Origin of the sequence: Aeromonas sp. DSM 116730, assembly GCF_046581335.1 — a bacterium.
Lineage (GTDB): Bacteria > Pseudomonadota > Gammaproteobacteria > Enterobacterales > Aeromonadaceae > Aeromonas > Aeromonas rivipollensis.
This window is the reverse complement of record NZ_CP144265.1, coordinates 1,477,641-1,491,248: the sequence shown is the minus strand read 5'-3', so window position 1 is coordinate 1,491,248 and position 13,608 is coordinate 1,477,641. Positions and strand designations below refer to the sequence as shown.

The window sequence follows — 13,608 nt, the reverse complement described above, 5'->3', positions numbered from 1 at the left end:
CGACTTCCATCCTGACCATCTGGTGGTGGCACACTCCCTGACATGCGGGCGTGTGGTCGTTGCTGTACCTGTAATCTGACAGCAAATTAAGAACCCAAAGAAAAAGCCCGCTGACCCCAGCGGGCTTTTTTATTATCCGGCAAATGGACCTGTGATGAAACCGACAATTCAGACAAGTGCACTGACATGGCGATGGCGAACTCGCTGACGTGACGAAAACCCAATCCCAATTCGAGAGAAACGCCATGACCATCGGTTACACACAACACATGCAAGGGAAGGCATTATGACAGGCAACAAGACCCGGTTACCCCTGGGCGAATTCGATACCATCAGGCTCAATGCCCCTTATGTGACAGATCCCCTGGCGCTCTACACCCGGCTCTGCCAGCACAACCCCAACAACCTGCTGCTGGAATCGGTGGAGATAGACTCCAAGGCCGGTACCCAGAGCCTGCTGCTGGTGGATGCCTGCCTGCGCATCGAGTGCCGTGGCCGCACTGTGCGGGTCCGCGCCCTCACCCGCAACGGCATCCAGCTGCAGCGCCTGCTCGAGCAGCGCCTACCCGCCGTCGTCACCCAGACCCGGGTGGCGGACGAGCTGCAACTCGACTTCCCGGCCTCCGATCGCACCCTTGACGAAGACAGCCGCCTCAAGGGCAGCAGCGTGCTGGACGTGCTGCGCACCCTGCAACGGGAGCTGCAGTGCCAGCAGGGTAAAGAGGCCCTCTTCATGGGAGGCAGCTTCGCCTACGACCTCATCGCCTCCTTTGAAGACCTGCCCGAAGTGCCGGAAGGGAGCAACGACTGCCCCGACTACTGCTTCTATGTGGCCGAGACCCTGATCACCATAGATCACATCAAACAGAGCACGGCGCTGCTGGCCTGCCTCTTTGGCGGCGAGCAGGACGAGAGCCAGCTCGATGAGCGTTACGCACAGCTGACCGCGCGCCTCGAGGCCTTCAAGCAGGCCTGCCAGCAGCCGCAACCGGGGGCGCAGGGCGCCAAGCCCCTCACCGGCAACCTCCATATCGACAAGAGCGACAAGCAGTTCTGCGCCGAAGTCGAAAAACTGAAGGGCTTTATCCGCCGTGGCGACATCTTCCAGGTAGTACCGTCCCGCAGCTTCTCCCTGCCCTGCCCCGACCCGCTGGCAGCCTATCGCCGCCTCAAGCAGACCAACCCCAGCCCCTACATGTTCTATGTGCAGGATGAGGGCTTCACCCTGTTTGGCGCCTCCCCGGAGAGCGCGGTCAAGTTCTGCGCCGCCAGCCGCCAGGTGGAGATGTATCCCATCGCCGGTACCCGCCGCCGCGGCCTCAACCCCGATGGCAGCATCAATCTGGATCTGGACGGTCGCATCGAGCTCGAACTGCGCCAGGACGAGAAAGAGGTGGCAGAACACCTGATGCTGGTGGATCTGGGTCGCAACGACATCGCCCGCATCTCCGAGCCCGGCACCCGCTACGTGAAGGATCTGCTGAAAGTGGATCGCTACAGCCACGTGATGCACCTGGTCTCCCGGGTGGTGGGCCGCCTGCGCTCGGATCTCGATGCCCTGCACGCCTATCAGGCCTGCATGAACATGGGCACCCTGACCGGCGCCCCCAAGCTGCGGGCCAGCGAGCTTATCCGCATGGTGGAAGGCAAGCGCCGCGGCAGCTACGGCGGCGCCGTGGGCTACCTCAACGGCGCGGGGGAGATGGACACCTGCATCGTCATCCGCTCCGCCTTCGTGAAAGCGGGTCTGGCCCATGTCCAGGCCGGTGCCGGCGTGGTCTATGACTCCAAGCCCCAGGCCGAAGCTGACGAGACCCGTGCCAAGGCGGCCGCCGTGCTGGCCGCCATCGCCGCCAGCCATGGCACCTCCCTGCAAGCCCTGAGCGCCCAGCAGGAGCAACATAAGGACGTGAGCCATGACTAACATCTTCCTGCTCGATAACTTCGATTCGTTCACCTACAACCTCGTAGACCAGTTCCGCACCCTGGGCTACCCGGTGCGCATCTACCGCAACAGCCTGCCGGCGACCCGCATCATGCAGGAGATAGAAACCTGCGACGGGGATGCGGTGCTGGTGCTCTCCCCGGGACCGGGTGCCCCCCATGAGGCCGGTTGCCTCATCGACCTCATCAAGCTGGCCCGCGGCCGGGTGCCCATCCTCGGCATCTGCCTCGGTCATCAGGCCCTGTGCGAAGCCTACGGCGGCACTGTCGGGGCTGCCGGAGAGATAGTCCACGGCAAGCGCTCGCTGATTGAGCACAACGGTCACGGCGCCTTCGCGGGGCTGCCAAGCCCCTTGCCGGTGGCCCGCTACCACTCCCTGGTGGCGACCTATGTACCCGAAGAGCTGCAGGTGATTGCCCACTATCAGGGCATGCCCATGGCCATAGAGCAACGGGACGAGCGGGTGCTGGGATTCCAGTTCCACCCGGAATCCATCATGACCTCGGAAGGGGCCCGCCTGCTGACCCAGGCGCTCGCCCACATCACCCGTCCAGAAAGCCACGTGCGGTAAGGAGACCCCATGCATCATCATCTCAACACCCTCTATCAGGGGCAGTCTCTCACCCGCGACGCCGCCCGCGACGCCTTCGGCCAGGTGGTCCGTGGCGAAGTGGATCCCATCGTCCTCGCAAGCTTGTTGACTGCTCTCAAGATCAAGGGGGAGACCCCGGAGGAGATCGCCGGCGCCGCCGAGGCGCTGCTGGCGGAGGCCCGTGATTTCCCGCGTCCGGACTATGGGTTCTGCGACATCGTCGGCACAGGTGGCGATGGCCTCAACACCATCAACGTCTCCACCACCTCGGCCCTGGTGGCCGCCGCCTGCGGCCTCAAAGTGGCCAAGCACGGCAACCGCTCCGTCTCGAGCAAATCGGGTTCCAGCGATCTGCTGGACAAGATGGGGATCAAGCTCGACATGAGCCCGGAGCAGGCCCGCCGCTGTCTGGACCAGCTCGGCATCTGCTTCCTGTTCGCCCCCCAGTACCACGCCGGGGTGCGCCACGCCATGCCGGTGCGCCAGGCCTTGAAAACCAGGACGCTATTCAACGTCTTGGGGCCGCTTATCAACCCCGCCCGCCCCAGCTATCAGCTGATGGGGGTCTATGCCCCCGAGCTGGTGCGTCCCATTGCAGAAACCCTGCTGGCACTGGGGCTGAAAACCGGTATGGTGGTACACGGCGCCGGGCTTGACGAAGTGGCCATTCACGGACCGACCCAGGTGGCCGAGATCCGTGACGGCGAAATTCGCGAGTACCTGCTCACCCCGGCAGACTTTGGCCTCGAGACCTATCCGGTCAGCGCCATCCAAGGGGGGGAACCGGAGGAGAACCGCGCCATCACGGACGCCATACTGGCGGGCGAAGGCACAGCGGCCCACAACGCCGCCATCGCCGCCAACGTGGCGCCGCTGCTGGTGATGGCGGGCAAAGCCCCGGACTTCAAGCAGGCGGCCGCGCAGGTGCTGGCCAAGCTTGCAAGCGGTGAAACCCGCCTGCTCGCCCAGGCACTCGCCACCCTGAGCCATCAGGAGGCATGATGTCAGTCACCACTCACGGCAGCCAACAAGGCAGTACCACTCTTAGCAAGGATATCGAGATGCTCGACCCCCTCTCCTCCCCCGATGCCTTCCTGAATCGGGCTTCCATCAACCAGACCATTCTCGGCAAAATCGTGGCCGCCAAGCAGGAGTGGGTCGCGGCCCGCAAGCTGGCCCAGCCCCTGGCGAGCTTCCAGGGCGCCCTGGTGCCAAGCGATCGTGACTTCGAGGGAGAGCTGCGCGCAGGCTCCACCCGCTTCATTCTCGAATGCAAGAAGGCCTCCCCCTCCAAGGGCTTGATCCGCGACGACTTCAGCCCCGAGGCCATCGCCGACATCTATGGCAACTACGCCACCGCCATCTCTGTGCTGACCGACGAGCAGTTCTTCCAGGGGGATTTCGCCTTCCTGCCCAGGGTACGCGCCCGGGTCAAGCAGCCGGTGCTGTGCAAGGACTTCATGATTGACCCCTATCAGGTCTATCTGGCCCGCCACTATCAGGCGGACGCCATACTGCTGATGCTCTCGGTGCTCACCGACGAGGGCTATCGCGCCCTGTTCAAGGTGGCGAAAGAGCTGGGCCTCGGGGTACTGACCGAGGTGAGCAATGCAGAGGAGCGGGATCGCGCCCTGGCCCTCGGCGCCCCCGTGATTGGCATCAACAACCGGGATCTGCGGGATCTCAGCGTGGATCTCGCCCGCACCAAGCAGCTGGCCAAAGATATTCCGAGCGATCGGGTGGTGATCAGCGAGTCTGGCATCAACCACCGCGCCCAGGTGGCGGATCTGCGCGCCCATGCCAAGGGCTTCCTGGTGGGCTCCTCCCTGATGAGCGAGCCGGATCTGGAGGCGGCGGTACGCAAGCTTGTGCTGGGCCAGAACAAGGTGTGCGGCCTCACCCGCCCCGAAGATGCCGCCGCCGCCCATCAGGCAGGTGCGGTATTTGGCGGCCTTATCTTCGTGGCCAAGAGCCCGCGCTACGTGGACATTCCCGCCGCCCGCGCCGTCATGGCCGGGGCGCCGCTCTGTTACGTCGGGGTGTTTCGCAATGCCCAGCCCGCCACCATCGCCAAGACGGTGGAGGCCTTGAACCTTGCCGCCGTGCAACTGCACGGGGATGAAGACGCCGCCTATATCGAGAGCCTGCGCCCCCTGCTACCCGCCGCTTGCCAGATCTGGAAAGCCGTAGGCGTCACGAGCGGCGAGCCGCTGCCCGCCCTCGACTACCCGGCGGATCGTCTGCTACTGGATACGAAAGTCGGCAGCCAGAGCGGCGGCACAGGTCAGGCGTTCGACTGGGCCATGCTGGCCAATCTCGATAAAGCCAAGCTGATGCTGGCAGGGGGGCTCAATCCCGACAACGCCCTGCAGGCCGCCCAGGTGGGTTGCCTCGGCCTTGATTTCAACTCCGGGGTGGAGAGTGCCCCGGGCCAGAAGGATGCGCACAAGATAGCGGCGGCCTTTGGCGCCCTGCGCCAACTGTAAGAGTGCCCTGCGCGCCCTCTGAACATGCACCAAATTAATGAACTGCGTTTGCCTATAAGCACAAGGAATAATCTATGACTCTGCTCAACCCGTTTTTCGGTGAATTTCGTCGATGACATGTATGTGCCCCAGCCATACGCCTCAGCCCGCCAAGGCTCATACCTGATCTCAATTGCAGAATGTAAAGGAAGATAACCATGACCCTGCTCAATCCGTTTTTTGGTGAATTTGGTGGCATGTATGTGCCCCAGATCCTGATCCCCGCCCTGCTCCAGCTGGAGAAGGCCTTCGTCGATGCCAAGGATGACCCGGCCTTCGTCGCCGAATTTGGGGAGCTGCTCACCGAGTATGCCGGTCGCCCGACCCCCCTCACCCTGACCCGCAATCTGACCAAGGGCACCAAGACCCGCCTTTACCTCAAGCGTGAAGATCTGCTGCACGGCGGCGCCCACAAGACCAACCAGGTGCTGGGTCAGGCCCTGCTCGCCAAGCGCATGGGCAAGAGCGAGATCATCGCCGAGACCGGCGCCGGTCAGCATGGCGTCGCCACTGCCCTGGCCTGCGCCCTGCTCGGCCTCAAGTGCCGGGTCTATATGGGTGCCAAGGATTGCGAACGCCAGAAGCCGAACGTGTTTCGCATGAAGTTGATGGGAGCCACCGTCATTCCGGTGCACTCCGGCTCATCCACCCTGAAAGATGCCTGCAACGAGGCGCTGCGCGACTGGGCTGCCAACTACGACAGCGCCCACTACCTGCTCGGCACCGCTGCCGGTCCGCATCCCTTCCCCACAATCGTGCGGGAGTTCCAGAAGATGATCGGCGAGGAGGCCAAGGCCCAGTGCTTCGAAAAAGAAGAGCGCTTGCCCGACGCCGTGATCGCTTGCGTCGGCGGCGGATCCAACGCCATCGGCATGTTTGCTGACTTCATTGACAACAAGGAAGTGCGCCTTATCGGGGTCGAACCCGGTGGCCACGGCATCGAGAGCGGCGAGCACGGTGCACCGCTGGGGCACGGCAGCAAGGGGGTCTTCTTTGGCATGCACTCCTACCTGATGCAGGACAACCAGGGCCAAATTCAGGAGTCCTACTCCGTCTCGGCGGGGCTCGACTTCCCCTCCGTCGGCCCCCAGCACGCCCACCTGGCCGCCATCGGCCGCGCCGAGTATGTCTCCATCACCGACAAGGAGGCGCTGGACGCCTTCCAGGAGCTGGCCAAATCCGAGGGGATTATCCCTGCGCTGGAGTCCTCCCACGCCCTGGCCCACGCCCTCAAGATGGCCCGCAGCGAACCCGAGAAAGAGCAGGTGCTGATCGTCAACCTCTCCGGCCGTGGCGACAAAGACATCTTCACCGTTGCCGACATTTTCGAGAAAGAAGGAACCCTGTCATGAATCGCTACGCACAACTCTTCTCCCGTCTGGATGCCGTCAATCAGGGCGCCTTCGTGCCGTTCGTGATGCTGGGTGACCCCACCCCCGAATTGTCCCTGGCCATCGTCGATGCCCTGGTCGAAGGGGGCGCCGACGCCCTCGAATTGGGCATCCCCTTCTCCGATCCGGTGGCGGACGGCCCCACCATCCAGGGGGCGGCCCTTCGTGCCTTTGCCAGCCACACCACCCCGGACGACTGCTTCACCCTGCTCGCCCGTATCCGCGCCAAGTACCCGCAGCTCCCCATTGGCCTCTTGGTCTACGCGAATCTCGTTTATGTGCGCCATATCGACGGCTTCTACGAGAAGTGCCAGCAGGCAGGGGTGGACTCGGTGCTGGTGGCCGACGTGCCGGTGCAGATGTGCACCCCCTACAAGGCGGCGGCCGACAAGTTCGGCATCGACAGCATCTTTATCGCCCCGCCCAACGGTGACACCGAGACGCTCAAGGCAGTTGCCGAGCTTGGCTCTGGTTACACCTACCTGGTGAGCCGCGCTGGCGTGACAGGCGCCGAGACCAAGGCCGGCATGCCGGTGGATGGCCTCATCAACACCTTGCGCGGGTTCGATGCCCCCCCCGCCCTGCTCGGTTTTGGTATCAGCGAACCGGCGCAGGTGCGCGAGGCCATCAAGGCCGGCGCCGCCGGTGCCATCTCCGGCTCCGCCGTGGTGAAGATCATCGAGACCCACCACAAGAACCCGGAGCATATGCTCACTCGTCTGAAGGAATTTGTGGAAGGGATGAAGGCCGCGACCAATAAGTAGGGGCAGGCATTGGGTCATATGCCGTTGACCCTGATCAGCCAGCCAGCATAAAGGGAGCCCACTTGGGCTCCCTTTTGTTATCCGGCGTCAGCGGTTGGCTTCTCTGTAGGTTTGATTAGCAAAGCGTAATCAGACGTTCGCGGAGTTGATGTGGTGACGCGGCTTCGCCACGCAGTGGCACACCGTAGGGTGCAATAAGCGCAGCGCATTGCACCGCAAGAAATCGTCTGTTCCACGACGACAGACTCTCGCCGGATTCCCGAACCAGCGGCTGGCCCCTTGATGCGGCTACGCCGCATGGGATGCGAGGACTCCGTCCTCGATGGGGTTTCGCCCGCCCTTCGGGCCTGGGCGAGTGACTTTTCTTTGCGTGGCCAAAGAAAAGTCACCAAAAGAAAGGCCACCCCCGCTTATTCGCCCGACTGATGTCGGGTTCCTTCGGCTCACCCTCTTGTCCAACGGCACGCGCCGATGGGCCGTCCATGGCCCAGCGCCGCTCGCTCGGCATCCTACCTCGCGGCCTGGACAAGAGGGCTCACCTCAGCGAATAAGAGGGGGATCAAAACCGTGCCAACCTGAGGCTACCGTGCAACCGTGAACAAGCCCCCTCTCCCCTTGGGAGAGGGCTGGGGTGAGGGGATGGTGCATTTACAGCCAAGCAAGCTGCTCACTCTGCGCACGTCTTAATGTCTAATTTATTGATCAAACACAGATTCCCGCCAAAACACGCTTCTCAACGCACCAGCCTCCCCCTTAAGATACCCGAATGACAATCAACCTCTCGGGAACACCATGACAGCGATTGTTGCAATCTCGCAGGTTAACAGCAACGGACTGGGGGCTGCCACTCAGGGGCGGTAGCGTGGTTTTTGTAGGTTGGCGCAGAGCGTAGCGAAGCCCAACAGGCGAGCAATATTACTCCACCCAAAGCGGGATAAACATGGATGTGGCTGATCCATAAAACAGCTTTTCAGATATTTACGGTAAACGTTGGGCTTCACTTCGTTCAGCACCAACCTACGATTTTTAGCCCAACATACGAGATTTATAAATAGAGCTAACTGAGAACAACATCACCAGCTAACACATTTATCATTATAAAAAGAGGTTTTATGGAAAACTTAATAATCAATGGTGCTTTCTATAAGCATTTTCTTAAATCTGCTCAATTTCCTTATACCGATAGTGAACGTAGATGTATTGAGTCTACAGTTGTTAAGTTAAACCGTCATAAAACTCAGGGTGATCATCCTGGTATGTTGCTGGGGAAAATTCAGTCTGGAAAAACTAAAACTTTCATGGCTATTATTGGGCTTGCCTTCGATAATAATTATGATATATCAGTTATCCTGACAAAGGGCACTAAGGCCTTATCCAAGCAGACCCAACAGAGAATTCAGAGAGAGTTCAAGCCTTTTTGTGAACAAGATGATGTATTGGTATTTGACATCATGCATATGCCAACGGAGTTAGTTGGTTATGAATTGAAGAAAAAGATCATCTTAGTAGCCAAGAAGCAAAAGGATAACCTAGAGAAATTAGTCCATATTTTTTCGAAAAAATACCCTGAATTGGCACAAAAGCGCGTGCTGCTTATTGACGATGAGGCAGATTACGCCAGCGTCGGTTTTAAAAAACAGCAGGGGGAGATTGATGCAAACCTTACTGCTGTAAAACTAGAAGAGTTACGTACTTACGCCACTGCAGCATCGTTTTTACAAGTCACAGCCACACCATATGCTCTTTATTTGCAACCAGATAATACTGAAATTCATGGTGAGACTTTTAAGCCAGTAAAGCCTGCATTTACCGAGTTAGTCCCAGTAAATGATGCTTATGTAGGAAGCGATTACTATTTTTCCGACTCAGAGCAAGAGGATACTGTCGCAAGTTATCTTTACCATCCTCTTTCACTAACAGAATTACATGTTATGAAACAGCCGGATAGGAGGCGTTTTAAGCTAGAGGATGTTCTTACCTCTAATGCGATAAAAGGGCTACGAACTGCTTTTTTGAATTTTTTAGTTGGTGGTGCGATCCGTCAATTGCAATCAAAACAAGCTCAAGAAGGCCATCAAAAATTTAGTTTTTTAATTCATACTGATGTATCAAAATCTACTCATGGCTGGCAAGAGCAAGTTATTCAAGAACTGAGCGAGAAAGTTAAGGCCGCAGCTGAAAATACTAGTGACATTTTCCAATGTCTCGTGAATGATGCATATGATGGTTTGGCTAAATCCGTTTGCCTTGCAGGATATTTCATGCCGCAATTCCCTGCCGTGCTTGAGCGTTGTCGCGAAGCATTGTGTGATGGGGAACTGCTAATTACCACGGTCAATTCAGAAAAAGAAATTGAGTCACTACTAGATGATAGTGGTCAGCTAAAACTACGTACACCATTGAATATATTTATTGGCGGCCAAATTTTGGATCGAGGTATAACCATTGGTCGTCTTATTGGATTTTATTACGGAAGAAGACCTGCAAGATATCAACAGGATACTGTGCTTCAACATTCTAGAATGTACGGTTATCGCTCTAACGAAGATTTAGCTGTGACTCGTTTTTACACCGAACCTACAATTTATAGCGCAATGAGAAGTATGCATGAGAGTGACATAGCTCTTCGTGAAGCAATAGAGAATAACCCAGAGCAGGGTGTTGTGTTCATTCAAAAAGCCAAAGATGGCTCAGTTATTCCTTGTAGCCCCAACAAAATACTCCTCACTGAGACCACAACACTAAAACCACACAAGAGATTATTGCCTGTTGGATTCCAAACACAGAGCAAAGGTAAAACTAGGGATATCACTGACAAAGTCGACACTATGTTAGCTATTCTTCATCCAAGTGGCGCGAGTAAAGAGCCATTTCTGATCCCAACAAATAAGGCCCATGGAATTCTGACATTAATAGAAGAAATTATTCTCATGGCTGAGGATGAAGGATACAGCTTTGATTGGCAAAGTATGCACTCAGCTATTGATTACTTGGATAAACGTTCATCAACTCCAGGTAAAATTTGGTGCTTGTGGCTCACTGACCGTAACAACAGCCGTCTAGCTGGAGAAGGAAGTCACACACGCTATGTCGCAACACCAGATACAGCCACAACCGAAGGCAAAATAGCACGAGAAACCGCAAAAGATTCACCCATGCTAATGCTATTTAGGCAAAATGGCGATGAGGAAAGAGGTTGGAAAGGCGCACCTTTTTATTGGCCATTACTCTGGGCCCCAGCTAACACTCCAGTTGCTATTTATGCCAATCAAACCAGTGAATAGCTGAGTTAACATAAGACAAAATGAAGTAATTAGAACACCCACCTTTCTAATCAAGCCGCAGCATAGTCAGCACGCAGGAAGGTGGATGTTCTATATCGATATAAAGAGCAAATCATGGTTGGAATGCTGCCTTATACTTGCCATACCACGATATTTCCGACAACCCTTTCCAATCACACCACTACCGCCCCCAGCCCCACACCCGCCATCCCATCAACACCAGCATCAATACAATCCCCGGCAGCCAAACCCAGTAGAGTTCGGAGAGGATCACCGCCTCACCTCGGGCGGTGAGATAGGCCTCCAGCTTGAAGGGGGCGACCCGGATAACCTGCCAGGGAGCGAAGAAGCGTTCGTCCCGCCACGGCCAGAGCCAGCCAACCCCCTTGCCGCCGGTGGTGTGGGAATCGAGCAAGCTGTGGGAGAGCAGAGAGACCAACAGAAACGACCAGACGGTGGTGGCGCTGGCCTTAAGCTGGCGGTGAAACAGCATGGCCAGAGTGGGCAGGGCAAAGGCGAACAACAAGGAGTGGGTAAAGCCGCGGTGACCAAAGACATGGCCGTAGGCAACCCCCAGCTTAAAGGCGAGCACGTCGGCATCGGGCAGCATGGCGATGGCAACCCCCGCCAGCAGCAGACGCAGCGAGATAATCCGGCTGCCAAGCCCGAGTCCAAGGCAGATAGGTACGGCGGCATGGGTGACTATGGTGGGCATAGAATAAAGCTCCAACTGAAAACTGGTGCCTACCCTACCCCCGCTCGATGAAGTGAACATGAAGTACAATGCTGCTCTGCAAGCGACATCCTCCCGGCCCCTCGGTCATCCCCCAGACCATCCCTCACCACCTTTCTGTTCTAAAAAGTGAACCCCTCTACACTTTTCTCTCGCAACCAGTACCAGGACCATAAAAAGTGCACTATCGTACACTTTTGATTGCTGTCTGCTCTTACCATGAGTTAAGGTGTAACAACCTACACTTTTTTTCGTGATCATTATGGCTGACACATCCTTGCAAACCGGCCCGAAAGAACTGGATCCCGCCTCGCTGGGGCTGGCGATCCGCGAGAGACGCAAAGCAGCCAGGATGACCCAGGAGGTGACGGCCTCACTGTGCGGTATCTCCAAGAAGACCCTGATCAAGATTGAAAAGGGGGGGGATGTCTACCTCTCGACCCTGTTGCAGGTGATGAAGGCGCTGGGGCTGCACTTGCAACTGGTGCAGGAAGTGGGCTCACAGGTAACGAGCGGCAACAGCCAACCCGAGGTCGGTGATGATGAGTGGTTCTGAGCACCATCGGCTGGAACTTCGGCTGGGTAATCAGCTGATCGGCCATCTCGAATATGACTCCAGCCGGGATGCGTTTCAGCTCGGCTATACATCTGCGTGGCAGGCGCGCGGATTCCCGCTCTCCCCCCCGCTGGCGCTGGATGGCTCGGCCAGCAGCGCCCAGATCCGGGCGTATCTCGGCAACTTGCTGCCTGAAAATCGCGGGCTGGATCATCTGATTGAGGCGCTCTGCGTTTCGCGCAGCAATCTCTTTGCCCTGATCCACGGCATCGGCCGCGATGTCTCCGGGGCTGTCACCTTTACCCTGCCCGCAGAGCCCGACGTCCCCACCCAGTTTCGCCCCATCACCCCGGAAGAGCTGTTGCTACGCCTCGATCAGCCCGAGATCTGGCCGCTGGAAGTCTGGGATGGCCGCCCCCGCCTCTCGGTTGCGGGCGTGCAGGCCAAGCTCAACCTGCTGCGACTCGAGGGGGCGCTGGGATTTGGCGAGGGCGAGCTCTGTTCCACCCACCTCCTCAAGTTCGAGCACCATCCTCATCTGGTGATCAATGAATTTGTGACCATGCGGCTGGCCGCACTGCTGGGCATGCCGGTGGCACAGGTCGAACTGCACAGGGTCGGCCAAGGCGATAAGTCCTACCGAGGTTTGCTGGTAGAACGCTTCGATCGGCGCCTCAATGAAGATGGCTTGAGGGTACGCCGTCGTCACATGATCGATGCCTGTCAGGGACTGGGGTTTCCCGTCGCCCGAAAATATGAACGCAACTTCGGTGACGGGCGGGACGTGGCCCATATTCGGGAAGGGGTGAGCCTGCCACGGCTGTTCAGTCTCAGCGCACTTTGCGTCAATCCGGCGCAGGCCAGACTGGACATGCTGCAATGGCTGCTCTTCAACCTCTGCGTCAACAATCACGATGCCCACGGCAAGAACTACAGCTTCTTCGTATCAAAAGCAGGGCTGATGCCCACCCCCTGGTACGATCTGGTCAATGTGGGGCTTTACCCCGAGTTCAACCAGCATCTGGCCATGGCCATCGGCGACGAGTTTGCTCCCGAGGCGGTCAACGCATGGCAGTTGCTGGAGATGGCTGAAGCATGTGATTTGCCCAAACGCCTGTTGCAACAGACCTTGCACAAGGTGGCCAACGACATCCTTCACCATCTGGATGCCGCCATCGCCATGGTTGAGACAGACAATCCCGCCGAGCTGGCTTATCTGGCAGGCTACCGAGACGACGTTGAGTGCCGTTGCCACCATTTTCAGAAGCAGGCAGCGCTGTTGCCCGAGCTGCAACTGTAACCTGACCTTGTCCACTCCCATGGGACGCAGCCCAGCCTTGAGCCCGTGGCGGGCATTGCCTACAATGACCCACTTTTTATCACACTCAGGTAAATAAAATGAGCGACAACAAACCGGCCCTGCCCGACCGCCTGGCGGCCAACCCGCGCAGCCCGCACCACGTGGCAGAGTGCTTCGAGCACGAGATCGGCATTCGCCTCAACGGCAAGGAGCGCACCAATGTCGAGGAGTACTGCATCAGCGAAGGTTGGGTGAAGATCCCCTCCCCCAAGGCCAAGGATCGCTACGGCAACCCCATGCTGATCACCGTCAAGGGCACCGTCGAGGCCTTCTACGCCTAAGCTGCGTATGGCCGCGACGCCCCGAGCAGGGGCGCGACCCTGTTATCCCAGAACACCGGCCTAGCCCCGGTGTTCTGCTTTTTGGGGCTGGCCCTGGCCCACAGGCGGCCTCTCTTTCTTTCCCTTCATTTCTCTTCCTTTCGCCTTTTCCCTTCCGCTAGGGCGTGATCTGGTTGG

Annotated in this window: 11 protein-coding genes; 10 read left to right on the top strand and 1 reads right to left on the bottom strand. The window is 58.1% G+C overall.

From position 1 onward, the window contains the following. Window positions 1-286: 286 nt before the first annotated feature. The 7 genes from Aeroheme_RS06935 to Aeroheme_RS06905 all read left to right on the top strand — a co-directional run bounded on the left by Aeroheme_RS06935 (window position 287) and on the right by Aeroheme_RS06905 (window position 10,501). Window positions 287-1,924 (top strand): anthranilate synthase component 1, encoded by a 1,638-nt coding sequence (locus Aeroheme_RS06935; protein WP_411166954.1) that lies wholly within the window; start codon window positions 287-289, stop codon window positions 1,922-1,924. Beyond that, window positions 1,917-2,516 (top strand): aminodeoxychorismate/anthranilate synthase component II, encoded by a 600-nt coding sequence (locus tag Aeroheme_RS06930; protein WP_106886313.1) that lies wholly within the window; start codon window positions 1,917-1,919, stop codon window positions 2,514-2,516. Before Aeroheme_RS06935 ends, Aeroheme_RS06930 begins: the two co-directional genes overlap by 8 nt. Before the next feature lie 9 nt (window positions 2,517-2,525). Beyond that, a complete protein-coding gene (trpD, locus tag Aeroheme_RS06925; RefSeq protein ID WP_408795830.1) occupies window positions 2,526-3,539 on the top strand; it encodes an anthranilate phosphoribosyltransferase in 1,014 nt (337 codons plus the stop codon). Next, complete coding sequence (gene trpCF / locus Aeroheme_RS06920; protein WP_411166953.1) at window positions 3,536-5,023, top strand: bifunctional indole-3-glycerol-phosphate synthase TrpC/phosphoribosylanthranilate isomerase TrpF; 1,488 nt, start codon at window positions 3,536-3,538, stop codon at window positions 5,021-5,023. The genes trpD and trpCF overlap by 4 nt, the downstream gene beginning before the upstream one ends. A gap of 197 nt (window positions 5,024-5,220) precedes the next feature. Then, complete coding sequence (gene trpB, locus Aeroheme_RS06915) at window positions 5,221-6,414, top strand: tryptophan synthase subunit beta (protein WP_042040294.1); 1,194 nt, start codon at window positions 5,221-5,223, stop codon at window positions 6,412-6,414. Next, window positions 6,411-7,217, top strand: a complete 807-nt coding sequence (gene trpA / locus Aeroheme_RS06910; RefSeq protein WP_411166952.1) for a tryptophan synthase subunit alpha — start codon at window positions 6,411-6,413, stop codon at window positions 7,215-7,217. The genes trpB and trpA overlap by 4 nt, the downstream gene beginning before the upstream one ends. A gap of 1,112 nt (window positions 7,218-8,329) precedes the next feature. Then, entirely contained in the window at window positions 8,330-10,501 is a 2,172-nt protein-coding gene (locus tag Aeroheme_RS06905) for a Z1 domain-containing protein (protein ID WP_411166951.1), read from the top strand. A 181-nt stretch (window positions 10,502-10,682) separates the two neighbouring features. Here Aeroheme_RS06905 and Aeroheme_RS06900 read toward each other — a convergent pair whose 3' ends face one another. Then, the gene (locus Aeroheme_RS06900; RefSeq protein ID WP_411166950.1) at window positions 10,683-11,216 is read right to left on the bottom strand and encodes a metal-dependent hydrolase; all 534 of its coding nucleotides are present in this window, start codon (window positions 11,214-11,216) and stop codon (window positions 10,683-10,685) included. Between the two features lie 280 nt (window positions 11,217-11,496). Between Aeroheme_RS06900 and Aeroheme_RS06895 the strand changes: the two genes are divergently transcribed. From Aeroheme_RS06895 to Aeroheme_RS06885, 3 genes are all read left to right on the top strand, one after another. After that, entirely contained in the window at window positions 11,497-11,790 is a 294-nt protein-coding gene (locus Aeroheme_RS06895) for a helix-turn-helix domain-containing protein (RefSeq protein ID WP_411166949.1), read from the top strand. Continuing rightward, window positions 11,774-13,090 carry a HipA domain-containing protein gene (locus tag Aeroheme_RS06890; RefSeq protein WP_411166948.1) on the top strand — a complete coding sequence of 439 codons (1,317 nt, stop codon included), beginning with the start codon at window positions 11,774-11,776 and terminating at the stop codon, window positions 13,088-13,090. The genes Aeroheme_RS06895 and Aeroheme_RS06890 overlap by 17 nt, the downstream gene beginning before the upstream one ends. A gap of 98 nt (window positions 13,091-13,188) precedes the next feature. Then, window positions 13,189-13,431, top strand: a complete 243-nt coding sequence (locus Aeroheme_RS06885) for a DUF3297 family protein (RefSeq protein WP_042040288.1) — start codon at window positions 13,189-13,191, stop codon at window positions 13,429-13,431. Window positions 13,432-13,608 lie beyond the last annotated feature (177 nt).